The 23,006-nt window shown below is 62.2% G+C and carries 23 protein-coding genes; 12 read left to right on the forward strand and 11 right to left on the reverse strand.

All coding sequences use genetic code 11. The annotated features are described in order from the left end of the window. The first annotated feature begins 7 nt into the window (after positions 1-7). Positions 8-742: a DUF3750 domain-containing protein gene (locus IP85_RS18545; protein WP_054151147.1), complete on the forward strand. Its 735-nt coding sequence runs from the start codon at positions 8-10 to the stop codon at positions 740-742. Positions 743-1,057: 315 nt separating this feature from the next. Here IP85_RS18545 and IP85_RS18550 read toward each other — a convergent pair whose 3' ends face one another. Next, positions 1,058-1,453, reverse strand: a complete 396-nt coding sequence (locus tag IP85_RS18550) for an NIPSNAP family protein (protein WP_054151148.1) — start codon at positions 1,451-1,453, stop codon at positions 1,058-1,060. A gap of 124 nt (positions 1,454-1,577) precedes the next feature. On the opposite strand from IP85_RS18550, the gene IP85_RS18555 reads away from it, so the two are divergent. Beyond that, positions 1,578-1,883, forward strand: coding sequence for a hypothetical protein (locus tag IP85_RS18555; protein WP_054151149.1), 306 nt, complete (start codon positions 1,578-1,580; stop codon positions 1,881-1,883). An 11-nt stretch (positions 1,884-1,894) separates the two neighbouring features. Here IP85_RS18555 and IP85_RS18560 read toward each other — a convergent pair whose 3' ends face one another. Continuing rightward, positions 1,895-2,590, reverse strand: coding sequence for a proteasome protein (locus IP85_RS18560; protein WP_054151150.1), 696 nt, complete (start codon positions 2,588-2,590; stop codon positions 1,895-1,897). Between the two features lie 274 nt (positions 2,591-2,864). On the opposite strand from IP85_RS18560, the gene IP85_RS18565 reads away from it, so the two are divergent. Both IP85_RS18565 and IP85_RS18570 read left to right on the forward strand, forming a co-directional pair. Then, on the forward strand, positions 2,865-3,890 hold the full coding sequence (locus IP85_RS18565; protein WP_054151151.1) for a hydroxyacid dehydrogenase: 1,026 nt from the start codon (positions 2,865-2,867) through the stop codon (positions 3,888-3,890). A gap of 168 nt (positions 3,891-4,058) precedes the next feature. Continuing rightward, a complete protein-coding gene (locus IP85_RS18570) occupies positions 4,059-5,183 on the forward strand; it encodes a GGDEF domain-containing protein (protein ID WP_054151152.1) in 1,125 nt (374 codons plus the stop codon). A 43-nt stretch (positions 5,184-5,226) separates the two neighbouring features. Here IP85_RS18570 and IP85_RS18575 read toward each other — a convergent pair whose 3' ends face one another. From IP85_RS18575 to IP85_RS18585, 3 genes are all read right to left on the reverse strand, one after another. Beyond that, complete coding sequence (locus IP85_RS18575; RefSeq protein ID WP_054151153.1) at positions 5,227-6,228, reverse strand: NAD(P)H-quinone oxidoreductase; 1,002 nt, start codon at positions 6,226-6,228, stop codon at positions 5,227-5,229. A gap of 155 nt (positions 6,229-6,383) precedes the next feature. After that, entirely contained in the window at positions 6,384-6,773 is a 390-nt protein-coding gene (locus IP85_RS18580) for a membrane lipoprotein lipid attachment site-containing protein (RefSeq protein WP_054151154.1), read from the reverse strand. Positions 6,774-6,884: 111 nt separating this feature from the next. Then, on the reverse strand, positions 6,885-8,684 hold the full coding sequence (locus IP85_RS18585; protein ID WP_153761732.1) for a GGDEF domain-containing protein: 1,800 nt from the start codon (positions 8,682-8,684) through the stop codon (positions 6,885-6,887). A gap of 347 nt (positions 8,685-9,031) precedes the next feature. Here IP85_RS18585 and betI point away from each other — a divergent pair, with 347 nt between their 5' ends. The 4 genes from betI to IP85_RS22265 all read left to right on the forward strand — a co-directional run bounded on the left by betI (position 9,032) and on the right by IP85_RS22265 (position 13,092). After that, positions 9,032-9,682: a transcriptional regulator BetI gene (gene betI / locus IP85_RS18590; RefSeq protein ID WP_054151155.1), complete on the forward strand. Its 651-nt coding sequence runs from the start codon at positions 9,032-9,034 to the stop codon at positions 9,680-9,682. A 52-nt stretch (positions 9,683-9,734) separates the two neighbouring features. Then, positions 9,735-11,198: a betaine-aldehyde dehydrogenase gene (betB, locus tag IP85_RS18595; protein ID WP_054151156.1), complete on the forward strand. Its 1,464-nt coding sequence runs from the start codon at positions 9,735-9,737 to the stop codon at positions 11,196-11,198. Between the two features lie 75 nt (positions 11,199-11,273). After that, positions 11,274-12,926: a choline dehydrogenase gene (betA, locus tag IP85_RS18600; protein ID WP_054151157.1), complete on the forward strand. Its 1,653-nt coding sequence runs from the start codon at positions 11,274-11,276 to the stop codon at positions 12,924-12,926. A gap of 10 nt (positions 12,927-12,936) precedes the next feature. Continuing rightward, positions 12,937-13,092 carry a hypothetical protein gene (locus IP85_RS22265; protein WP_156322977.1) on the forward strand — a complete coding sequence of 52 codons (156 nt, stop codon included), beginning with the start codon at positions 12,937-12,939 and terminating at the stop codon, positions 13,090-13,092. Between the two features lie 59 nt (positions 13,093-13,151). Here IP85_RS22265 and IP85_RS18605 read toward each other — a convergent pair whose 3' ends face one another. The 3 genes from IP85_RS18605 to IP85_RS18615 all read right to left on the reverse strand — a co-directional run bounded on the left by IP85_RS18605 (position 13,152) and on the right by IP85_RS18615 (position 17,246). Then, entirely contained in the window at positions 13,152-14,576 is a 1,425-nt protein-coding gene (locus tag IP85_RS18605) for an AcvB/VirJ family lysyl-phosphatidylglycerol hydrolase (RefSeq protein WP_245280907.1), read from the reverse strand. Then, a complete protein-coding gene (locus IP85_RS18610; RefSeq protein WP_054151158.1) occupies positions 14,573-15,892 on the reverse strand; it encodes a phosphatidylglycerol lysyltransferase domain-containing protein in 1,320 nt (439 codons plus the stop codon). The genes IP85_RS18605 and IP85_RS18610 overlap by 4 nt, the downstream gene beginning before the upstream one ends. 208 nt (positions 15,893-16,100) lie before the next feature. After that, positions 16,101-17,246, reverse strand: coding sequence for an alpha/beta fold hydrolase (locus IP85_RS18615; protein WP_082347810.1), 1,146 nt, complete (start codon positions 17,244-17,246; stop codon positions 16,101-16,103). Between the two features lie 372 nt (positions 17,247-17,618). Between IP85_RS18615 and IP85_RS18620 the strand changes: the two genes are divergently transcribed. The 3 genes from IP85_RS18620 (at position 17,619) to IP85_RS18630 (ending at position 20,575) form a co-directional block, all read left to right on the forward strand. Continuing rightward, positions 17,619-18,653 (forward strand): TRAP transporter substrate-binding protein, encoded by a 1,035-nt coding sequence (locus IP85_RS18620; protein WP_054151159.1) that lies wholly within the window; start codon positions 17,619-17,621, stop codon positions 18,651-18,653. Between the two features lie 72 nt (positions 18,654-18,725). Further along, positions 18,726-19,265, forward strand: a complete 540-nt coding sequence (locus tag IP85_RS18625) for a TRAP transporter small permease (protein ID WP_054151160.1) — start codon at positions 18,726-18,728, stop codon at positions 19,263-19,265. Next, entirely contained in the window at positions 19,265-20,575 is a 1,311-nt protein-coding gene (locus IP85_RS18630) for a TRAP transporter large permease (RefSeq protein WP_054151161.1), read from the forward strand. Before IP85_RS18625 ends, IP85_RS18630 begins: the two co-directional genes overlap by 1 nt. Positions 20,576-20,582: 7 nt before the next feature. Here IP85_RS18630 and IP85_RS18635 read toward each other — a convergent pair whose 3' ends face one another. Then, on the reverse strand, positions 20,583-20,834 hold the full coding sequence (locus tag IP85_RS18635; protein WP_054151162.1) for an Ada metal-binding domain-containing protein: 252 nt from the start codon (positions 20,832-20,834) through the stop codon (positions 20,583-20,585). Positions 20,835-21,088: 254 nt separating this feature from the next. Between IP85_RS18635 and IP85_RS18640 the strand changes: the two genes are divergently transcribed. Continuing rightward, on the forward strand, positions 21,089-21,739 hold the full coding sequence (locus IP85_RS18640; protein ID WP_054151177.1) for a DUF2161 family putative PD-(D/E)XK-type phosphodiesterase: 651 nt from the start codon (positions 21,089-21,091) through the stop codon (positions 21,737-21,739). Between the two features lie 13 nt (positions 21,740-21,752). Here the strand turns inward: IP85_RS18640 and IP85_RS18645 are convergent, their stop codons facing one another. Beyond that, on the reverse strand, positions 21,753-22,223 hold the full coding sequence (locus IP85_RS18645) for a DUF6644 family protein (protein WP_054151163.1): 471 nt from the start codon (positions 22,221-22,223) through the stop codon (positions 21,753-21,755). Between the two features lie 4 nt (positions 22,224-22,227). Next, on the reverse strand, positions 22,228-22,602 hold the full coding sequence (locus IP85_RS18650; protein ID WP_054151164.1) for a DUF6152 family protein: 375 nt from the start codon (positions 22,600-22,602) through the stop codon (positions 22,228-22,230). Positions 22,603-23,006 lie beyond the last annotated feature (404 nt).

Genomic DNA, 23,006 nt, shown 5'->3' on the forward strand with positions numbered 1-23,006 from the left:
GTCCGGATTGAAATTTCTGTTGCGCATCGTCTCCGTCATCCTGCTTGTCTTCGTCCTGCCGACGCTGGTTTCGGCCGGGCTTTGGGCGACACGCGACCATCCGGAGGGCTGGAGTTCGGCACGATGGAGTTCGTCCGGGCTGCTGCCGACGGCCGAAGAAAGTCCGGAAGCGGCGATCTACATATTCTCGGCGATGACCGGGGGACTGAAGGGCGCGATCGCCAGCCATGCCTGGATCGTCACCAAGGACGAAAACGGCGATTATCAGCGCTATGACAAGGTGGGCTGGGGCTCGCCGATCCGCCGGAACCACCGGGCGCCCGATGCCTTCTGGTATTCCAACCCGCCGCGGCTCGTGGCCGAAGTGAAGGGCGAGGAGGCCAAGCGGCTGATCCCGATGGTGGAGGCGGCGATTGCCGGCTATCAATATGGCCAGCCGGGCGGTTACCGGATCTATCCGGGCCCGAACTCCAACACCTTCGTCGCGCATGTGTTGCGTGAAGTGCCGGAGCTGGGAGCAGTGCTTCCGGCCGATGCGGTCGGCCGCGACTATCTGCCTGATGGCGCCTTCTACCATCTCGACAAGGATGGCCGCGACCTGCACTTAAGCCTCGGAGGCTTTGCCGGGCTGTCGGTCGGGGTGCGCAGCGGGCTGGAGGTGAATTTCCTCGGCCTCGTCGCCGGCATCGATGTCGCGCGGCCGGGCATCAAGGTTCCGGGCTTCGGGACTGTGGGACTTTGAGCGCCCTGCCCTTACAACAAATCCCCTGAATCAAAAGAGCCACCCGCGAGGGTGGCTCCCATGAGTTTTAGTCCTTTGTCTGGACCCGGACGGGGAAACCGCCCGAAGGAAGGCTGGATCAGGCCGAGGGCTGCCCCGTCAAAACCGCACCCTTTCCAAAGTCACACACGCAGACCGAAATCTCATTAGACATTGGATCACCTTCCTTTCGTTACGTTGCCGATGACTTGAAGGTAGGGCGGAGAGATGGATTCGACAAGGCACGTTATGTGACGTTTTGTTTGGATAATTGTGTTGCATTGCAGCGGAGTGCGATCATAATTCGCGCGCCGGCGGTTCGATCACTCGCTCTTGTGCAAGGGGCGTCAGGAACAGGCGCTCATAGCTGGTAAACGGTGGGGACTTGCCGAACCTTTGGTTGGCAGCCAAGCCATCCGGATCTTGCGCAACCTGTTGACGGTACTTCAAGTAGGATTGCTCATCTGGAAAGGTGAAGATCGCGACCGCTGTGTTGGCCTCGCCATCTTGACCGGCGCCAGGAAAACTCATCTGGGCATCGTCAGGCCTCTCGCGGGGCATGAAGTAGCCAAGGTGGTGACCTCCATAGCGCTCGATGAGTCCAACCCAGATCCTTGCATATTCTTCGAAATCTGCGATCCGACCGGGGTCCAGCCGATAACGAATCTCACATGTGATTGGACGTCTCAGCATGGGACCTCGCGTCGGTGTCTTGGCGGTTCGCCACTGTTGGTGCAACGCCTTGCCATGGCGCAATTCGTGTTGACCGCCCAGCCTCCGGCAGCGACACTCCTGCCTGCAATGGGAGGAGCATATCATGGACGAATCCATCCGCTGGCGAAACATGCGCTCGGCGCCGCGCGACGGCAGCCGCATTCTCGTGACCATCCGCGCATCCGAACAGGGGCCTGGCGCCGTCGATCTCGTCTACTGGTCGAAGGGCGACCGGTTCGGGGCCGACGGCTGGCGGTCCTCCGATTCGACGCCGGGACTGATCGTTGCCTATGCGGAGCCGGAGCTCAAATGCTGGATGCCGCTGCCGGGGGTCAACATGGATGCCATGGTCCGTCCGCCGGCCTGGGAAGGCGAGGACGAAAAGGAGCTGGATGGCTCGGGGATCTGAGCCTCAGCGCCTCAGTCGAATATCTTGGCGATGGCGGCCTGTTCGGCCTTCTCCCAACGAGCCACGACATCTGCGACCTTGTCGATCTCCTTGTCGGTCAGGTGATGGGCGCCGTCCTTGGTGATGCGGCACAGGCTGAATGGCTTGCCGACGCTGGCGGAGGTGAGGTCGAGCGACTGCAACACGCGCAACACCGCCGCACAGCCGACATCGACAGAGCGCTTGCCGAGGCTAAAATGCGAGAGCAGCGAGCCCGCCTGCTGGGCCATGGCCGCCCCACTGCCGATAGCGTGGAAACCGATATCGGCATAATGTCCGATCATGCCCGACGGGGTGATTTCGATGATCCACGGCTCGCCATCCCGCCATCCGGCCGCCATGACATAGGCCGAGGGCGTGCCGCCGCCTTCCTCGCCGGGCACGTCGGGAATGAAGGTGTCGTAGTGATGGCGAAGGATCGGCAGGACCTGGCTCTGCAGGGCACGGCCGATGTCCGGCGCCTCGAGGATCGCCGCACTGTTTTCGTTGAAGCTGCGCTCTACGTCTGTCAGCACCGAGCGGGCGCCGCTGCCGGCCCAGGCGGCGTCGGTGCCGAGAGGGTGAAGCTTCTGGGCCGGATAGGTCATGCCGCGCCCCTTGTCGGTGATCTGGGAATCCGATCCCATGACCACGCCATCTTCACACACGGTGGCAAGCACGACAGTCATGTTGCAGTCCTTTCAGTTTCAGCGTCTCCGACGCCCGACTAGCCACCTCTCAGCGGCCGCGATAGATCGTCGTCTCGACGTTCAGAACAATGTGGGGGAACACATCATCCGCTTCTCCTAGACGCCTTCGGCCCTCAAGCCGTTCCATTCAGACCCCGCTTTTCGCCTCCACTGGCGCAGACTTGGCCGGGCATGGCCTGCACAGACGGCCTGCCCAGAGAGGGGCTTTTCGCGCTAAGCTCCGACCAGCCAAAGATTCTCGAGGGAGGAAACATTGAGCCGCGATATCATTCTGGTTGATCCATTGCCGAGGACACTCGACCTGATCATGGAGCCGTCCGTCCGGGCACGGCTCGAGGCGCTGGGCGAGGTGATCGTGTCAGAGGATCGCCCAATGCCGGCCGAAGACGTAGAGCGGTATCTTGCCGATACCGTCCTGATCTTCGGCCAGACCGACATGCCGAGAGAACGGCTGGACAGGGCGCCGAGACTGAAGGCGATCATCAATGTCGAGTCGAACTTCCTGCCGAACATCGACTATCAGGCCTGTGTCGAGCGCGGGATCTGGGTGATCACGCCGGCCTCGGCCTTTGCCTCGCCGGTGGCGGAGGCAGCCCTTGCCATGGCGCTCGATCTCGCACGTGGTATCACGGCGGCGGATCGGGATTTTCGCCTCGGCGTCGAGCGCTATGGGCTGGAGGGCAATGCGAACACCTTCCGTTTTGCCGGCGCGCCCGTCGGGATCATAGGCTTCGGCGATCTCGGCCATGCATTTCGTGACCTCATCCGCCCATTCAAGAACCGGGTTCGCGTCTTCGATCCCTGGCTTCCCCGGGAGATCATCGAAGGCCAGGATTGCGAACCGTCGACGCTCGACGAGGTGCTCAGCGAAAGCCAGGTGGTCTTCGTGTTTTCGAGCGTCACCAGCGAGAATGAAGGCTTCATCGGCAGCAGAGAATTCGCGATGATGAAGCCGGGGGCCGCCTTCCTGCTGATGAGCAGGGCGGCCGTCGTCGACTTTCCGGCGATGATCGAAGCGGCGCAATCCGGCCATATCAAGGTGGCAACGGACGTCTTTCCGGAGGAGCCTGTCGCGGCCGACGATCCCGTGCGCCAGGCGGCGGGCATTCTCTTATCTGCCCACAGAACCGGCGGCACGCGGGACGCCTTCTATGCGCTGGGGTCGATGGCCGTTGCCGATGCCGAACTGATCATGAAGGGCCTGCCGCCCCGCCTCTGCCGCCGCGCCGACCCGGCAACGGCCAGCCGGCTGCGGTCGAAGCCGGTGACGGTGTCGTGATGGTGGGGTCGGCATTGAATGGGTAGCCGGCATCCGGTCCAAAGGTCATCGCGTATCGAGATATCAGATTTTACCGTCCGGCCTGACCGAATGTTAAGCTCCCCTGCCTCAAGATCCTGGTCGTTGTGTGCCCCTTGCGGGTTCAAACATGTCCGTGAGGGATTTGACGTGCGTGACAGAGAGACCGACGATGTCTTCAAGACGCTGGTATCGGAGTTGAATTCAACGCTCACCCCGACGACGATCATGGGGATCACCATCCTTGCCGTCGGGCTTTTCGCCTATGAGAGCCTTCAGAGCACACCGCTCCTGATTGCGACGATCGCCGCTACCCTTGCCTCCCTTGGCAAGATCGCCGTTTCCCTGGCGCATAGACGCGCTGACGCTACGAAGCGCTCAACGGTTGCGGATGCCGCGCGCTGGGAAAAGCTGCAGGGCCTTTTCATCTTTGTCATTGCGGCTTGTGTGGGTACTCTCGCCACCGTCGCCTTTGCCTACCGGGACCTGTCGGTCCATATGCTTGCCGTAGCGCTCACCTTTGGATACTGCGCCGGAGTGACGGTCAGGATATCCGTTCGGCCATTTATCGCCGCGACCGCCATCTTGCTTGCAGCCCTGCCGCCGACACTCTCGGTCATGCTGTATGGCGACACGGCCCACTGGATTTTGAGCCTGCTGTGCGTGATCTTCCTGATTGCCGCAATGCAGAGCATGCTGCATGTGTATCGAACGACCATACGGCAAATCCGCCTGTTTCTCGACATGGAGCATCAGGCACGCCACGATCCGCTGACGGGGCTTTTGAACCGCAAAGCGCTGTGCGAGGCCTATCTGAGCCTCGGTACCGCTGACGATGTGCTCACCTGCGTGCATTGTTTCGACCTTGACGGTTTCAAGAGCGTCAATGATCGCTTTGGCCATGCGGTGGGCGATACCTTGCTGGCTGAGATCGCCGGGCGGCTGCGGGAGAGCCTGGATCCACCTGCTCTTGCCATTCGGATTGGCGGCGATGAATTTGTCATCCTTCACCCCGATGTTCGGGATCCCGCCGATGCCGAAGCCCTGGCGCGCAGGGTCGTTGCACTTCTCGGCATGCCTTACCAGATTGCCGGTGATGAGATCACCATCGGCATCAGCCTCGGTTATACGATGGCCATTTCCGGATCTGTGGATCTGGAACAGATGATGGTCACAGCGGATAAGGCGTCTTACCGCGCCAAACGAAACGGCGGCGGCATTGACCGTGAAATTCCCGCAACGCTGGACCTTGGGAAGTTCTCTGTAGCCGCATGATCGCCGCTCGTGACGCGCCCGCCTCTCTCAAGCGGCGCTCGCCTCACCCCAGCTTCAGCACGATCTTGCCGATATGTTCTGAGCTTTCCATCAGCCGGTGCGCCTCAACGACTTGCTCGAAGGGAAGGACCGTATGGATGACCGGGGCCACGTCGCCGCTTTCCAGGCGGGGCCAGACTTCCGTCATCAGGTCATCGCGAATGGCGCGTTTTTCTTCCGGGCTGCGCGGGCGCATGGTCGAGCCGGTAATCGTGAGGCGCTTCACCATGATCGGGGCAAGGCTCGCCTTTTCGACGGTCGAGCCGCCGAGGAAGGCGATGATCGAGAGACAGCCGTCCTTGGCGAGGACCTGGAGATTACGGTCGAAATAGGCAGCACCGATCATGTCGAGCACGACATCAACGCCCTTGCCTTGGGTCTCTTCCTTGACGATCTCGACGAAATCCTCGGCCTTGTAATTAATCGCCCTTGCTGCACCGAGATCCATGCAGGCGGCGCATTTTTCGGCCGAGCCGGCGGTGGTGTAGACGGTTGCGCCGAAGGCTTTCGCCAGCTGGATGGCGGTCGTGCCAATGCCTGAGGATCCGCCATGGATGAGGACGGTCTCGCCTTCGGTCAGCCCGGCCATCTGGAAGAGATTGGCCCAGACGGTGAAGAAGGTTTCCGGCAGTGCTGCCGCCTTCACGGCATCATAACCCTTCGGAAACGGCATGGCCTGACTTGCCGGCACGGCACAGTATTCGGCGTAACCGCCGCCATTCGCCAGCGCACAGATCCGGTCGCCGAGCTGGAAATCGGTGACGCCGGCACCGAGACCGACGATCTCGCCTGCGATCTCCAGGCCGAGAATGGGGCTTGCATCCTTCGGTGGCGGATAGGCGCCCTGGCGCTGGGCGACATCCGGCCGGTTGACGCCCGCCGCCTCTACCCTGACCAGCACTTCGCCGGGCCTCGGGCTCGGCAGCGGCCCCTCGACGAGGCGCATGACCTCCGGCCCCCCATGGGTGGGCAGGTCGACATGGCGCATGGTGGCGGGCAGAGACATGGGCGGGTTCCTCGGATCAATTGCTCAAGGTGAGGCATAGAGCCTCTGAAATGCGATGAAAAGGAGGCCCTTTGTCCGACGTGACAAATGGTATCGGGCATCAGTTTCGCCGGCGTCCGTCTGCACTGTCCCTTGCCGTCAGACCCGTGGAAACCTCATTCCGAGCCACGGACTGCGATGAGCTCCGGATAGGGATAATAGCGTAGACGCTTGTCGCGGCAGCGATAATCATGAAGCGTCGAGCCGAGGATCTTGTTGTCCCGCATCGATATACCGATCACGTCAGGCTGTCGCTGGCGTTCCGCGTGCCAGGCACGGACGCAAAAGGCATAAGTCTCGGTCTGCGGATCAAGCAATACGACGCTTGAAATTTCAGGTCTGACGAAATCGCCGATCTTGCCACCGTTATCCCTTACGATTTGTACGACCTGATTGCGGACAGACGACGGGGGCGGAACCTGCGATTCGGCAACGGATTGCGGCACGTCTGTCTGACAGCCCGCCAGCAGGATCAGGCTGCAGATAAAGGTTATCGATTTCTTCATAAGAGAATCCCGTTTAAAGTGCAGCGCAATCTTGCGCATCTAAAGCGGGCATTCAAGTCGTGCCGCAGGTGGCGCCATCGATCCATGGGAGGATTGCGCCGTCGAGCCCTATCAGACGTCAATCAATCCGAAGGAAAGCCCACCCTCATTCTCCTTCGCCTGCTTCTTCAAATCCGCGATCTCGCCGCTGATGCGGCTGACATCGTCGATGACGAGACCGGCGGGGAGTTCCAGCACGCCGATCGAGCAGCGCATCAGGGGGAAATCGCGTTCCAGGCCCTGGCGGTCGAGGCCCTTGATGTGGCCGGTCTGGCGATCGGCTTCGGAATAGAGGTCGATGACGTCGTCGTGGAAATCCGACAGCAGGCGGTCGAGGATTTCGGTTAGCTCCTCGCGAGACCAGTCGGTGACGCCGATGAAGAAATCATCGCCGCCGACATGGCCGAGGAAATCGCCTTCGGAGAAGAAATAGCGACGCAGGAGGGCTGCGAAAAGCGAGATGGCGTGGTCGCCCTGGTGGAAACCGTAATGGTCGTTGAACGGCTTGAAGTGGTCGAAATCGCAGTAGCAGAAGAAGCGGGCGCCATCGCCATCCAGTGCTGCCGAACGCATGAAATCGCGGATGGCGCGATTGCCGGGCAGGCTCGTCAGCGGGTTCTGGTCCTGGGCGGTCTTCAGCTGCTTCTCGCTCATGATGCGGATCAGCGAGGCAGCGGAGACGACACCTGCATAACGCATGTTTTCCGTCAGGATGACGCAGTCCGAGCCCTCCATATTGGCAAACATCGTCATCAACCGCTCGGCATCGGCATCCAGGCCGACGATCGGGGCGCGGTCGACGAAGTGCGAGATCGAGCGCTCATAGAGCTTGTTCTTCAAAAGGTCGCGGCCGAAGGGCTGATAGATGTATTCCTTCAGATGCCGCTCGTTGATGATGCCTCGCGGCTCGCCATTGGCATTGAGAACGGGGAAGAAGGACTGTCCGGGATTGCGGCGGAAGAGATCGAAGACGTGGTCGATGTTCTCGTGCTCGAAGACGGTCGGCAGCGTCTCGATCTGCTTGCGGATCAGGATCTCGTCGAGCGACTGGGTGGCGCGTCGGGCCTTGCCGACATCCTGGAGATGGGGAAAGGCGCTCTTCAGTTCCGAGACAATGGTGCTGGGGCGGGCGATATACCAGCCCTGGACGAGATCGACGCCGAATTCGCGGCAGGCGAGGAACTCGCCCTCGGTCTCGATGCCTTCGGCGATGACACGGACGCCGAGCACGTGGCAGAAGTTGACGATGTTCTTGACCAGATGGCGCTTGCGCGGATTGCTGTCGAGGCCGGCGATGAAGTGACGGTCGATCTTCACATAGTCGACGGGATAGTCGCAAAGCAGCTTCATCTCGCCATGGCCGACGCCGAAATCATCGATGGCGAGCTTGAAGCCGGATCGGCGCAGGCGCTCGACGAGGGCCGCGAATTCCGGAACGCGCGTGTTGTCGAAGCGCTCGGAAAGCTCGAAGCAGACGGAGGACGGCGGCACATGGGCCTTGCGCAACTGGTCGAGCAACGTATCGACGAGCGCATTGCCTTCAGGGATCAGGCGGACGTCGAGATTGAGAAAGAGCGTGGCGCCGGCGCAATCCGGCAGGGTCGCGAATTTAGCCAGCGCCCGACTTGCGACCATCTGTTCGAGGGCTAAAAGCTGGCCGGTCGAGGCCGCCTGATCGAGCAGATCGAGCGGGCTTTCGAAGCCGATCCGGTCCTGGCCGCGCATCAGGCTCTCATGGCCGAAGACAGCACCAGTTCCGACCTCGACGATCGGCTGGAAGGCGTTTTCCACGACGAGCTTGGCCAGTGTGACGAGCTGGTCACTGGCAAAACGCCTGAGCGCCCCCAAATCTTCCGCGACCCCCGCACCCATCCGCGATACTCCCAGTATGCATTTGTTTTTATGGGCGGAAATGTGGCTGAACAATCGTCAATAAAAGCTTTCCGTTGTGTGACAGTGGGATGAAAGTTTCTCGACACGGCCACCGCTGGAACGGGCCCTCACCTGCCTGGATCATGACGCGAAAGGCCATGAAACGCAGGCCGTCCAGCGTTGGGTTCCGGGTCGGCAAGCAGCCAGATCGCTGGATCACCGACCCGCTTTCCGGTCTCGCTTTACCGTTAACGGCTGATCTCCACGGCCAGGAATCGCGCTGCCGTAGATTTTTTGTTGATTGATCAGTCAATCAAAATTATCATGGGCGGGACAGGAGAAACCGGATGCCCAAGGTCGGAATGGAGCCAGTGCGTCGCAAGGCGCTTGTCGATGCCGCGTTGAAGACGATCGGCCATCACGGCTCGCTGACGGTCACCATGTCGGAGATCGCGCGCGAGGCGGGTGTTTCTCCGGCGCTGGCGCATCACTATTTCGGCTCGAAGGACCGCTTGCTGATCGAGACCATCCGCTCGCTGCTGCGGCAATTGCGGGCGGATGCAGTCGAGGCGCTCGGCCGGGCGCAGACGCCGCGGGAACGGGTCTCGGCGGTGATCCGCATCTCCTTCAATGCCGACCAGTTCGACCCACAGGTGGTCGCCGCCTGGCTTGCCTTCTATTCGGAGGCGCAGCGCTCGGAAGAGGTGCGTCGGCTGCTCGCGCTCTATGCGCGGCGACTGCATTCGAACCTGATGTCGGGCTTGGGGCCGCTTTGTGGCGCTGAAGACGCGGGCAGGATTGCGGATGGCGCAGCCGCCATGATCGACGGGCTCTATATCCGCCAGTCTCTGAAGGCAGCGCCGCTTTCGATTGATGCCTCTGTTGCATTGGTCGAGGATTATGTGACGGGGCAGCTGCAAGCCTTGACCGCCGAAACAATTGCCCCTCACCCTACCCTCTCCCCGCAAGCGGGGAGAGGGTGCCCAAAGGGCGGATGAGGGGGCATCGCCCGACAACAAGAACATTCGAACACCCGTCTGGAGACAGGACATGAAAGCCCAACCGCAAGCCTCCCACTTCATCGACGGCGAGTATGTCGAGGATACCGATGGCACCGTCATCGAGAGCATCTATCCCGCCACCGGCGAGGTGATCGCAAGACTGCATGCCGCGACCCCTGCGATCATCGAAAAGGCGATTGCATCCGCCAAGCGGGCGCAGAAGGAATGGGCGTCCTGGAGCCCGACCGCACGGGGCCGCGTGCTCAAGAAGGCGGCCGAGATCATGCGTGAGCGCAATCGTGAGTTGTCCGAACTCGAAACGCTCGACACCGGCAAGCCGATCCAGGAGACGATCGTGGCCGACCCGACTTCGGGGGCTGACAGCTTCGAATTCTTCGGCGGCATCATTGCGAGTGCGATGAACGGCAGCCAGATCCCGCTTGGCGGCGACTGGGCCTATACCAAGCGCGTGCCGCTCGGCGTCGTCGTCGGCATCGGTGCCTGGAACTATCCGCAGCAGATCGCCTGCTGGAAGGGGGCGCCTGCGCTTGCCGCCGGCAATGCGATTGTGTTCAAGCCGTCGGAAGTCACCCCGCTCGGCGCCTTGAAGATTGCCGAGATCCTGATCGAGGCCGGCGCGCCGAAGGGCGTCTACAATGTCATCCAGGGGGACCGCGAGACCGGGCCGCTGCTCGTTTTGCATCCTGACGTCGCCAAGGTGTCGCTAACGGGCTCCGTGCCGACGGGGCGCAAGGTGGCAGGCGCGGCTGCGTCGCAGCTGAAACACGTGACGATGGAACTCGGCGGCAAATCGCCAATCGTCGTCTTCGACGATGCCGATATCGACAGCGCGATTTCCGGCGCCATGCTGGGCAATTTCTATTCGACCGGCCAGGTCTGCTCGAACGGCACGCGCGTCTTCGTGCACAAGGCGATCAAGGAGACGTTTCTTGCGCGGCTTAAGGCCCGCACCGAGGCGATCCTGATCGGTGATCCGCAGGACGAGGCAACCCAGATGGGGCCGATGGTGTCGCTCGCGCAGCGCGAGAAGGTCCTGTCCTATATCGACAAGGGCAAGGCAGAAGGGGCGACCCTTATCACCGGCGGCGGCATTCCGAACAGCGTGACCGGCGAAGGCTTCTACATCCAGCCGACGGTGTTTGCCGATGTCACCGACGACATGACGATCGCCCGCGAAGAGATCTTCGGGCCTGTGATGTGCGTGCTCGATTTCGAGGACGAGGCGGATGTGATCGCGCGGGCGAATGCCACCGAATTCGGCCTGTCAGCGGGCGTGTTCACGGCGGATTTTTCGCGCGCGCACCGGGTGGTGGATCAGCTGGAGGCCGGCACGCTGTGGATCAACACCTACAATCTCTGCCCGGTCGAGATCCCCTTCGGCGGGTCCAAGCAGTCGGGCTTTGGCCGCGAAAACTCGGCAGCGGCACTGGAGCATTATTCCGAGCTGAAGACGGTTTATGTCGGCATGGGCAAGTGCGAGGCGCCGTATTGAGATGACCAGCAACACCTCCCCTCCGGGGGAGGTCGCGGGACATCACCATATTCTAGAGGCTGGGATTTTACAGCAATGAACCAAGCAGACTTCATCATCATCGGTTCCGGCTCTGCCGGTTCGGCGCTGGCCTACCGCCTCTCCGAGGACGGCAAGAACAGCGTCATGGTGCTCGAATATGGGGGATCGGATATCGGGCCGTTCATCCAGATGCCGGCGGCACTTGCCTGGCCGATGAGCATGAAGCGCTACAACTGGGGCTACCTCTCCGAGCCCGAGCCGAACCTCAACAATCGGCGCATCACAGCGCCGCGCGGCAAGGTGATCGGCGGCTCCTCTTCGATCAACGGCATGGTCTATGTGCGCGGATCGGCCGAGGATTTCGACGGCTGGGAGGAGAGTGGCGCCAAGGGCTGGGGCTATGCGGACGTGTTGCCCTACTTCAAACGCATGGAGAACTCGCATGGCGGCCAGGAAGGCTGGCGCGGCACCGACGGGCCGCTGCATGTCCAGCGTGGCCCCGCGAAGAACCCGCTGGTGCGCGCTTTCGTCGAGGCGGGACGCGAGGCAGGCTTCGAGACGACGGAAGACTATAACGGCGAGAAGCAGGAGGGCTTCGGCCTGATGGAACAGACCATCTGGCGCTCGCGCCGCTGGTCTGCCGCCAATGCCTATCTCAAACCGGCGATGAAGCGGGGCAATGTCGAACTGGTGCGCTGCTTTGCCCGCAAGATCGTCATCGAAAATGGCCGGGCCACTGGCGTCGAAATCGAGCGCAATGGCAAAATCGAGGTGGTGAAGGCCAATCGGGAGGTCATCGTTTCCGCTTCAACCTTCAACTCGCCGAAGCTCCTGATGCTGTCCGGCATCGGCCCGGCTGATCATCTGAAGGAGATGGGCATCGAGGTGAAGCTCGACCGGCCCGGCGTTGGCGCCAACCTCATGGACCACATGGAATTCTACTTCCAGCAGGTCGCGACCAAACCCGTCTCGCTCTATTCATGGCTGCCCTGGTTCTGGCAGGGGGTTGCAGGGGCGCAATGGCTGTTCTCGGGCACCGGGCTTGGCAGCTCCAACCAGTTCGAATCCTGCGCCTTCGTGCGCTCGGCAGCCGGCGTCAAGCAGCCTGACATCCAGTTCCACTTCCTGCCCGTCGCGATCTCCTATGACGGCAAGGCGGCAGCGAGAAGCCATGGTTTCCAGGTGCATGTCGGCTACAACCACTCGAAGTCGCGCGGCGCCGTCACCTTGCGCTCGTCCGATCCGATGGCCGATCCGGTCATCAAGTTCAACTACATGAGCCACGAGGAAGACTGGATCAAATTCCGCCATTGCGTGCGGCTCACGCGCGAAATCTTCGGGCAGAAGGCTTTCGACCCCTTCCGCGGACCGGAAATCCAGCCGGGTGAGAGCGTGCAGAGCGACGAGCAGATCGATGCCTTCCTGCGCGAGCATCTGGAGAGCGCCTACCACCCCTGCGGCACATCGAAGATGGGCGCGAAGGACGATCCGACGGCCGTGGTCGATCCGGAATGCAGGGTCATCGGGGTGGAGGGCCTGCGTGTCGTGGACTCGTCGATCTTCCCGCGGCTGACCTATGGCAACCTGAATGGTCCCTCGATCATGACGGGCGAGAAGGCGGCCGATCACATCCTTGGCAAGCAGCCCCTGCCCCGAAGCAATCAGGAGCCCTGGATCAACCCGCGCTGGGAGACCAGCGACCGGTAGCTCGGACGGCTTGAGAATTATCGATGATCTCAGCGGCACGCCGCAGCTGATTGTCACGGCTCCGGCAGGCGTCGGGGAAAAGCTGATCATGGATGACAACACGCTGATCGGCAATCCGGATGTCGAGATCTATCCGAACGAGGCCACTGCGGTGCTGGTCGACTAAAGGTCCGGCCTCTCTTCAGACGACATGGGAACGGAGCAGTCACAACCGCCCCCGCCAACTCAATGTGCCATGACCCGCCCTAGAATGCGGTCCGCTACCAGCTCGTAATTCTCGTCGAAGTGATGGCCGCCGGGGCGGGCGATGAGTTCGAGGCCATCCGTGACGCGCCCCTCAAGTGCCGGGCAGGCGGTGTCCTGCTCTTCCAGCCCGTAGACGCATTGGATCTTGGCGGTCTCGACTGTCTCAAGGTGATCGACGGGATTGCCGTGCCTGCCTTGACCGGCGGCGCCGAGCCAGCCGGAAACTGCGATTTCGAAATCGGCCTGATGCGAGAGCGCCAGCAGCGAGAGCAGCGTGACGGAGTTTCGGTCGGGCTCGGGCAACAGGCCGTAGACACGCGGCAGGATGTTGGCGCCGAAGGAATAGCCGATCAGCACGACCCTGGAGACACCCAGCCGGTTGCGGTAGTGGGCGATGATCCGGGCCAGGTCAGCCGCGGTCTCCTCGGGCGTTTTTTCGCTCCAGAAATAGCGAAGTGCATCGACGCCGATGACAGGCACGCCGTTTGCGTTGAGGCGTGCAGAGATGCGCTGGTCGATCTCGCGCCAGCCGCCATCACCCGAATAGAAGATCGCGACGGTGTCGTGATCTGGCGCAACGATGTCCTCCACCAGCGGCAGGTCGAGTGCGGCGTCAGCGGGTGCAAGGCGGGCGACGAGGGTCGAGGCTTCGGCGGAGAGCATGCGGGCGGGACCGCCCTCCCCCTCACCGATCACCACGTCCGGATGGCTCGCCTTGAGCGATGCCGCATGCTGCCGCGCGCTTGCCTGCGCCGCTGGCGAAAAGGCGATACGGACGGGATTGGGAAGCTTTCCGGGTGTCAGGCCATAGGCGATGCCATGCCGTGTTTCGCGGCGCGGGGCGGGCGTGCAGAGTGGTTTTGGAAGGGACACGGCCTCGGTCGGATCGACTGCCACCGTCTCGCCAATGGTTTCGGCGAAACTGCCATTGGGTGTCTGGGCCGCCATGGCGAGCACCAGTGCGCCCCCTTCGCCAAAGCCCAGCAATCGTGGTGGGCGATAGAACACAGCAGTATGGCTGCGGTGCAATTGGCGGGTCAGGCGCTCGATGTCGGCTGGGAGGAAAAGACAGTCGCGCTCGGTCTCGCGCGACAGTGCAGCGCGCCAGACATTGAGGTCGACGCCAACGCCGATCGCGCCGCCCAAAACAGCCGTTTCCAGCGCCGCCTGCTCGACAGCGTCCCAACCATTCATATCAGAGACAATGACCACGACACCGGTCATGCTGCCATCATCGGGCACCGAGATGCGGTCCTGTGGCAGACTGACGATGCCGTCACCGCTGGCGGCGGCAGGAGCGGCGGAAACCTGCACCGATACGGCGAGGCAGGCCATGAGGAGCATCGCCCGCAGCCTGTGCGGCAGTTGCCTGTGCCGCATACCGCTGATGTCGACAGCGGTCACCTGCGCGTCAGGCCCTTGAGGCCGCCACCGATCAGCAGGGTGACGTCGAGCAGTGACAGGACGGGCAGGCCCTGGCCGGTCACGACGAGATAACGGGGCTGCCAGTCCGGATCGAACTTCTCCTTGAAGGCGCGCACGCCTCGGAAATTGTAGAAGCGCTCGCCGTGTTCGAAGATCTGGCGGGCGACGTGGTTCCAGACGGGGGCGCGACGATTGCCTGACAGACCGGCCAGCGGCGCCATCCCGAGGTTCAGCGTGGCGAAGCCCTCTGCCTTCAGGGTTTCCATGATCTTGACGAAGAGGAGGTCCATCATGCCGCGATGGACACCCGGAACATGGCGCATCAGGTCGATGAAGGCGTCGCCGCTTGACGATGCGGTCATCAGGCTGGCGAAGGCAACGATGCGCCCGTCGAGGCGGATGAGTGCAACGGGGCCGGAGGCGATATAGGCGCGATCGAAGGTGCCGAGCGAGAAGCCCTTCTCGGCAGCCTGGTGGGCAGAGAGCCAGCTGTCGGAGACGGTCTGCAGTTCATCGAGAACTGGCGGCACGGCGTCAGCAGCCAGCATCTCGAAGCACAAACCGTCGCGTTCGGCGCGGTTGATCGACCGGCGCAGCTTCAGCCAGTCGCCGCCGGCGAGCGTGAAGCGGGAGAGATCGACGACCGCCTGCTCGCCGAGCTTCAGCGCCTGCAGGCGCATTTCGACGACGATCGGCAGGAAGTCGGGGGAGACCTGGTAGAAGACCGGGCGGCTTCGACTGCGGCGTGCTTCGGCGATGAACTTGTCGACCAGCGGCGCCCAGAGATGCTTCGGCGCGACGGGATCGAAGAGGGCGACGAGTGAGCGCCCCCGGCGTGCATACATGATGAAGCCCTGGCCGCAATCAGAGAACAGGACACGCTTGTCGCCGAGACGCACGAGACCGGCGCTGGCATTCGCCTGGGCCGGCAGCAGGGAGACGGCGCGGGCGAGATCGTCTTCGACATCCTTCGGTTCACGCCTGCGGCGCGGATTGCGGACGAGGCCGCGCGAGGCGATGACGCCGAGCACCATGGAGAGCCCGAGCGTACCCTCGGTCGCGTCGATTCCGTGGCGGGCGAGCACGAGGCCCCAGCCGAATTTCAGCAGGTTCTCTTCAGCCAGGATCGGACCGAGCAGCGCCAGCATGACAAGCGCGCCAAACACGGCGCCGCTGCGGGGCGCCCGCAAGACAAGCTTCGGGATCAGGGAAAGAACGACGAAAGATAGGGGCTTGGCATGACGTGCGGCTTGAGCAGGCGCAGGCGCTTCGGCATCGGACAATGAAGAGGCCATGATTGGAACCAAGTAACGAAGGGGGGATCGAACGCTTATTAGCGCGCATGCATGGACCGAAGCTTGTGACACCCAGGGGTAAACGAGTCGGTAAACCAACGCATAAATTGCGCAAGACACCGAATTTCGTCCATCGTCAACCTGACGAAACGCAAGGCTGACCTGCAAGTCGCGTCTTATGTCTCAGATAGCTGCGCTCAGTGCACCGTCATTGCTGACGCAGAACCCTGGCGGCCAGCGAGAAGGGACTGGAGACGGTCTGAGCGGCGGCGTCCAGCACGAAGGCACCGGCATCTCCGAGCGTTGCACTCGAGGTCGGTTTGCCCAAGGTCGCAGCCAGTTGCTTCACGTCGAAGAAGCGGTTGTGATTGGTGGCGTCGATCGACTCGAGTGACGAGATATCGATGATTGTCACGCCATAACGCTTGGCCGCCTCTGCCACTTCCGGATTGCGCGCATCCAGTGCTCCGACACGCTGGGTACCGGCGCCGAGAATGCTCGAGACTTGTAGCGCCCGGTCGTCCGGCGAGACGAGGATGGTGATCGGAATGCGCATGCGACCGATGACATCGAGCTGGGCCGTGAAGACGTCTCCATCAATGTCGGGTGCAGCCATGATGACCCTGAGCCGATCGAGGACGTCACCCTTGCCCTGCAGTCTCAACTGGCGCAGCGCCTCGACCGTCAGCCAGCCGCCCATCGAATGGGCAAAGACATCAACCACCGCACCCTTGCGCGCCCGCACCATGTCGGTCAGCAGGTCGGCAAGCGCATCGCGGGAATAGGTGGCGGCTTCCTTGTCGGCGACATAGGCCGGCAGAGCGGCAAGCGAAGGCCAGGAGAACAGGACCGGTGTGCCGTCGAAATTGCTGTCCGTCTTCAGCTGCGCCAGCCGGAACAATGCTTCCTGGAAATTGTAGTTGTAGCCATGCACAAAGACGACCGGCGTGGCGGCCTCGCGGGCGCGGATCGCCTGCAGGAGGCCTGGGCGATCCAGCACGGACTGCGAAACGACCGCGAAGTCGGTCCTTGGATCGACCTTTCGGCCGGGCTTCGGCCATTCGATATTGGCCGGCTTGTGATTTGGCGGGATGGAAACGGCGAAGCTCGCATAATTGGGCTCCCGGGTCTTGGTCGTCGTGAAGACGTTCTCGCCGGGTTCCGCGCGATCGCGTGTCGTCACCGTATAGAGCGTTTCGACCCGCGTAGGCTTGTAGTCACCGAGCGCTACCGTCCCCAGCGTCTCAGGGCCCGGTCGACCGGCACAGGAGGCCAAGCCCGTTGCCGAAAGCAGGCAGAGTGCCACGAAGGCCGCGCGCGACCGACGATAGGGGCCGAAGGAAAGAAGACGCATCCGGGATCATCCTTGCAGATCGACAATCGCCCGCCTCGTGTCGTCATGACCGGGCCGGAGCGGCGAGCTATAACCGGAGACGAGGATGGAGCCAAGGCCCGGCAGCCGGCCCGTCGTCGCGATCGCGGCACGGGGCCGCGACGCGCGGCTTTGCACCGCGCCATGCATACTAATCTGGTTATGATTTCCGGCCACATAATTATTTGCGTGCCCGCATCCCATCTGTAATCATAACTTACAAGGAAGAGTTTGCCGGATGGGAGTGAGGAACCGGGCGACGCGATCTTTACATGACTTTCGTCGTGTTTTCTGATTGCTCTGTTGCCTCGAGCCGGTCGATTTTTCCAGATCAACAAGACATGGGAGGAAATCATGTTGCGCCAGTTTCTTATCGCCGGATTGTCCGGTGCCGCATTGTCGATGATGGCGTCCGCCAGCTTCGCCGCAGACGTTACCCTCAAGCTTCACCAGATGTTGCCGCCACAGGCGACGATCCCCGCCAAGGTGCTGCAGCCCTGGGCCGAGAAGATCCAGGCCGATTCCGGGGGCCGCATCGCGGTCGAGCTCTATCCTGCCATGCAGCTCGGCGGCAGACCGGCCGACCTCGTGGACCAGGTGAAGGACGGCGTGGTCGATCTGACCTGGACGCTGTTCGGCTACACTCCCGGCCGTTTCCCGAAGTCTGAAGCGTTTGAGCTTCCCTTCATGGTGACGACCGCGGAGGCCACCTCGGTCGCCTTCCAGGAGTATTATGAGAAGCACCTCAAGGACGAGCTGACCGACTATCACGTGCTGGCGGTCCATACCCATGGTCCGGGCCTCATCCACACCATCGCCTCCAAGCCGGTCGAAAAGCTCGAGGACATGCAGGGGCTGAAGCTGCGCGGCACCTCGAAGGTGATCAACCAGATGCTCGAAGCCATGGGCGCGTCTGCCATCGGCATGCCAGTCACGGCTGTTCCGGAAAGCCTGTCGAAGAGCGTCATCGACGGTTCGGTCGTTCCGTGGGAAGTGACCCCCGCAATCAAGATCGCCGAGCTCGCGCCGAACCATACCGGCTTCTCCGGTCCGAACGGACTTTACACCGGTACCTTCGTGTTCGCGATGAACAAGGACAGCTATGACGCGATGCCGGACGACCTGAAGAAGGTGATCGACGACAATTCCGGCAAGGAACTCGCCCGCCTCTTCGGCCAGGCCATGGACGCAGGCGACATCCGCGGCAAGGAAATTGCCGAGAAGAGCGGCAACAAGATCATCAACCTGGACGAGACCGAGACTGCACGCTGGAAAGCTGCGGGCGAGGCAGTGACCAAGGCGTGGATCGCCGAAATGGACGGCAAGGGTCTCGATGGCACGATGCTCTACAACGACGCCCTTTCGCTTATCCAGGCGAATACCCAATAACCTCCCCGCCTTGTCCGGGCGCTTGTCGGAAGGCGCCCGGACCCTTTGCACGGACTTTCAAAGGACTTTCTGATGGCGACTGCCGTTTCCACCAGCTTCGAACGACTGGAGCGGGCTTGCCATAGCCTGGCCTCCGCCCTCGTTCTGTTCGGCGGCCTCTGTCTCGTGGTTGCCTGTGCGCTGACCGTCGCGTCGATCTTCGGCTCTGTCACCATCCGCCCCCTGCCCGGTGAAATCGAACTGGTCGAAGCGCTCTGCGGTCTCGCAGTCTTTGCCTTCCTGCCCTTTTGCCAGTTGAAGCGTGGCCATGTGGGCGTCGACATCCTGATTTCCGCCTTCGGACCGAAGGCGATGAACTGGACCCAGCTCATCGGCGACATCATCATCGCTGCGCTGATCGGGCTCGTTACCTGGCGCCATGCCATCGGCACCATGGACAAGTTCGGCAATGGCGAAACCACGCCGCTGCTTCTTCTGCCTGTCTGGTGGGGCTTTGCCATCGCGCTCGCCCTTCTTGTCGCCAATCTCCTCGTCTGCCTGTATGTGATCGCTGCCGATATCCGCGACATCCGCCGCGGCAAGACGATCGTCGCTGCGATGGGAGCGCACTGATGAGCAGCATTGAAATCGGCCTCTGGTCTTTCCCCGTCCTCATTCTGCTGATTTTCCTGCGCGTACCGATCGGCGCCGCCATGCTGGCGACCGGCATCGTCGGGACCTATCTGGTGCTCGACCGCTGGACGCCGATCATGGCGCAGATGAAGGTTCTGGCCTGGAACACGAACGCGAATTATTCGCTGTCGATCATCCCGCTCTTCCTGCTGATGGGTCAGTTCGCGGCCCGCGGTGGCATGAGCCAGGCCCTGTTCAACGCGGCGGCGGCCTTTGTCGGCCATCGCAAGGGCGGGGTTGCCATGGCGGCGATCGGTGCGTCTGCCGGCTTCGGCTCGATCTGCGGCTCGTCGCTCGCGACAGCCGCGACCATGGCGCAGGTGGCGCTTCCGGAACTGAAGCGCAACGGTTATGCAGGCGGGCTTGCAACCGCGACGCTGGCCGCCGGCGGCACGCTCGGCATTCTCATCCCGCCGTCCGTGGTGCTGGTCATCTATGCGATCCTCGCCGAGCAGAACATCGCCAAGCTCTTCCTCGCCGCCTTCGTGCCGGGCATCATCGCCGCGATCTCCTATCTGGTCGTCATCGCCATCTATGTCCGACTGAAGCCGGAAAGTGCGGGCCAGGCGCCGCGCATTCCGTGGAAGGACCGCGTCCCGGCACTGATTGCCGTCTGGCCGGTCGTCGCAATCTTCTTTGCCGTCGTCGGCGGCATCTATCTCGGCTGGTTTACGCCGACACAGGCCGCGGCCGTGGGTGCCGTTGGTGCCGGCCTGGTCGCCTTTGCCAATGGCGGGCTCGACCGCACGTCGCTGATCGCCTGCTTCAAGGAGACGGCGGTTTCCACCGGCATGATCTTCTTCATCATTCTCGGCGCCTCGGTGTTCAACTCTTTCCTCGCCTTCTCCCGCCTGCCGCAGGTCGGCGCGGAATGGGTGACGGCGCAGGGCTTTGCGCCGATGACGGTACTGATCATCATTCTCCTGCTCTACATCATCTTCGGCTGCATCATGGATTCGCTCTCCATGATCGTGCTCACCATCCCGATCTTCTTCCCGATCGTGACGGCGATGGATTTCGGCATGAGCCCGGAGCACTTCGCCATCTGGTTCGGCATCCTGGTGCTGATGGTGGCCGAGATCGGCATGATCACGCCACCGGTGGGCTTAAATCTTTTCATCATCTCGGCGATGTCGCGCGACGTGCCGATCCGCGAGACCTACAAGGGGATCGTGCCATTCGTCGGGGCTGATATCTTCCGCATCGTGCTTCTGACGGCCTTTCCGATCATCTCGATCTTCCTGGTGTGAGGAGGCGTTAAAGACGCTCGGCCCAGGTTTCAGGCTTATCCGGACAGCAGCGCAAACAGGCACGGAAGCCGCCTTCACGGGCGGCTTCCCTCGTTTCGTAGAAGGTGACATTTTCCGGTCGCGCCGGACGCGAGGGGCAAGACGGTCGGCAGAAAATCCGGGTCGACAGCACGCCATAGACGAAATGGCCGTCCATTGCGGCATCACGGGTGCGGACCGCCTGCCAGCGGGTATCGTCTTCGGTCAAATCGGGGTTCATGCGGGGGCGTCCTCTCGGCTACGGGATCCAAGGATCGCGGGAGAAGACCGGAAGGGCCACCCGTTTCCTGTGCCTCGCCGGAGATTTCCTGGTGACGCTAACCGACAAAGCAGGCTAGAGCATCTCCGGTGATACGAGATCACCCGAGATGCTCTATCTATTTGTTTTTACGCAGTCCGGACGCAAAACCGCTAACGCACTTTTGCTGGACGTGCTCTATGTGTCAGCTCTTGCGCAACCTGATCCCGAGCCCCATGGAAACCTCGCTTTATCTGCCGGTCAAAAGCTTTCTCGAACAGGCCGGCTATACCGTGAAGGGCGAGATCGGCGGCTGCGATCTCGTGGGCCTCAGCGACGAGGACCCGCCCGTGGTGGTCGTCTGCGAGCTGAAGCTCAGCTTCAATCTCGAACTTATCCTGCAGGCTGTCGACCGGGCATCCGTCGCAGACGAGGTGTGGATCGCGGGGCGCGTCTCGGCCAAGGGCAAGGGACGCGAGAGCGACAAACGCTACCGCGATCTCTGCCGCCGGCTCGGGATCGGCATGCTCGGCGTTGCAGACAATGGCACGGTCAATGTCATCGTCGCTTCGGTCACGCCGATGCCGCGGACCAATCCGAAGCGGCGTTCGCGGCTGATGCGCGAACACCAGAAGCGAAAGGGCGATCCAGTCATCGGCGGCAGCACACGCACACCGCAAATGACCGCCTATCGCCAGCAGGCGCTTGGCTGTGCGGCGGCACTTGCCGCAGGTCCGCTGAAGGTGCGCGACATCCGGGCGAGCGTTCCCGAAGCGGGCAAGATCCTGCAAGGCAATGTCTATGGCTGGTTCGAACGGGTCGAGCGCGGCGTCTATGGCTTGACGCCTGCGGGACAAGAGGCGCTGGAGCGGTGGCAGAAGCCGTGACCACACGCCTGCCCTAGAGAAAGCCGATCCATCGACCGGCGAGGACGGCCGACAGCCAGATTGCCAAAGAGAAGACAGCGCCGAGTTTCAACAGAAGCGACGCCTCCTCTGCCACAATCATCTCGGCCCAATCCCGGGAGAGATGAAGGAACACGGCATTCGCGGTTCCGAGCCCGACGAGCAGGAGCTTGATCAGAAAGGCGGTATTGCCGGCATATTCGACCGGACGCACGGAAAAGAGAAGAGACCCCGTCAGCACCGCGCAGCCGAGCGCCACGGCTGCGATGCGGGAGAACAGTTCGGCGCTCTCGGCGAGCGGCAGGCTCTTGAACCGGCCGAGCAGACGCAGATCGAGGATCACGCTCGCCCCGATCAGCATGGCGAGCGACAGGATGTGTGCTGCATTGGCAACGATGTAGAGCACCGGCGACCGGATGAGCGCTTGCGCGACCAGCGACTCGCCGAGGATTGCCAGCCACTCCATGCCGTCAGTTTGTCACGATGCGACTGGGATAGATGTCGTAGTTCTTGCCCTCGACGATGACGCGCACGGCCTTCAGGCGCTTTTCATCCGGATCGAGCGAGCGGTTGCCGCGCACGGTGATCGCATCGCCGATCGTTGCGACACCCTCGACAAAGCCGGAACGCTGGGTCAGGTTCGGATTGCCGAGTTCGATGCGCCAGGGGCCTTCTGCCGTCTCAAGTTCGAGCGTCGGATGCGGCGGGGCGAAAGAGATCGCGGTGATCGTGCCGGTCAGGTCGATCTGGTCGGCCTCGGCCCATGACCAGCCGTGATGGGCCATGGCGGCGCCGGCAAAGAGTGCGGCGCCGGCCAGGCCCGCGAGGGAGAGTGCGCGGTTCATGATCGTTCTCCGGGTTGGGACACAACGTTTAAGAGAGAGTAATGCGCCCGACCGGCATTTCGACGTCACCTTTGCTTGATCGACGGGTGAGGTTTAGGCCGAGGACAAAAGGCGGCCCTTTCGGAACCGCCTTCCTGACCCTTGGGAGGAGACGGCCGACAGAGGCGGTAGATCTGATCAAAGACACCGCCTTCGCCGAAATGCTGTGCTTGCGCCTTGGCCCAGTCGCCGAAGAGCGGATCGTCGATGGTGACGAGATCAAGCTTGGGCAGGTCGGGGCCGGAGCCTCGGCGACGAGGTCGGGGCGCGAGGGGCGGTAGACGTGCTCTCGAGAGACTTTCCTCCCCTTTCACCCCACCAAGCTGTCACAAAAGGGTGATTGTGACAAAAAATAATCGTTGTAT

This window comes from Rhizobium sp. AAP116, from assembly GCF_001295785.1.
In the GTDB taxonomy this organism is placed as follows: domain Bacteria; phylum Pseudomonadota; class Alphaproteobacteria; order Rhizobiales; family Rhizobiaceae; genus Allorhizobium.

Bases quoted from the DNA above. Each gene is read 5' to 3' on its own strand.
- IP85_RS18550 (WP_054151148.1), bottom strand. From the start codon at position 1,453: ATGCTGAGACGTCCAATCACATGTGAGATTCGTTATCGGCTGGACCCC.
- IP85_RS18555 (WP_054151149.1), top strand. From the start codon at position 1,578: ATGGACGAATCCATCCGCTGGCGAAACATGCGCTCGGCGCCGCGCGAC.
- IP85_RS18560 (WP_054151150.1), bottom strand. From the start codon at position 2,590: ATGACTGTCGTGCTTGCCACCGTGTGTGAAGATGGCGTGGTCATGGGA.
- IP85_RS18575 (WP_054151153.1), bottom strand. From the start codon at position 6,228: ATGTCTCTGCCCGCCACCATGCGCCATGTCGACCTGCCCACCCATGGG.
- IP85_RS18580 (WP_054151154.1), bottom strand. From the start codon at position 6,773: ATGAAGAAATCGATAACCTTTATCTGCAGCCTGATCCTGCTGGCGGGC.
- IP85_RS18585 (WP_153761732.1), bottom strand. From the start codon at position 8,684: ATGGGTGCGGGGGTCGCGGAAGATTTGGGGGCGCTCAGGCGTTTTGCC.
- betI (WP_054151155.1), top strand. From the start codon at position 9,032: ATGCCCAAGGTCGGAATGGAGCCAGTGCGTCGCAAGGCGCTTGTCGAT.
- betB (WP_054151156.1), top strand. From the start codon at position 9,735: ATGAAAGCCCAACCGCAAGCCTCCCACTTCATCGACGGCGAGTATGTC.
- betA (WP_054151157.1), top strand. From the start codon at position 11,274: ATGAACCAAGCAGACTTCATCATCATCGGTTCCGGCTCTGCCGGTTCG.
- IP85_RS18610 (WP_054151158.1), bottom strand. From the start codon at position 15,892: ATGGCCTCTTCATTGTCCGATGCCGAAGCGCCTGCGCCTGCTCAAGCC.
- IP85_RS18615 (WP_082347810.1), bottom strand. From the start codon at position 17,246: ATGCGTCTTCTTTCCTTCGGCCCCTATCGTCGGTCGCGCGCGGCCTTC.
- IP85_RS18620 (WP_054151159.1), top strand. From the start codon at position 17,619: ATGTTGCGCCAGTTTCTTATCGCCGGATTGTCCGGTGCCGCATTGTCG.
- IP85_RS18625 (WP_054151160.1), top strand. From the start codon at position 18,726: ATGGCGACTGCCGTTTCCACCAGCTTCGAACGACTGGAGCGGGCTTGC.
- IP85_RS18630 (WP_054151161.1), top strand. From the start codon at position 19,265: ATGAGCAGCATTGAAATCGGCCTCTGGTCTTTCCCCGTCCTCATTCTG.
- IP85_RS18635 (WP_054151162.1), bottom strand. From the start codon at position 20,834: ATGAACCCCGATTTGACCGAAGACGATACCCGCTGGCAGGCGGTCCGC.
- IP85_RS18640 (WP_054151177.1), top strand. From the start codon at position 21,089: ATGGAAACCTCGCTTTATCTGCCGGTCAAAAGCTTTCTCGAACAGGCC.
- IP85_RS18645 (WP_054151163.1), bottom strand. From the start codon at position 22,223: ATGGAGTGGCTGGCAATCCTCGGCGAGTCGCTGGTCGCGCAAGCGCTC.
- IP85_RS18650 (WP_054151164.1), bottom strand. From the start codon at position 22,602: ATGAACCGCGCACTCTCCCTCGCGGGCCTGGCCGGCGCCGCACTCTTT.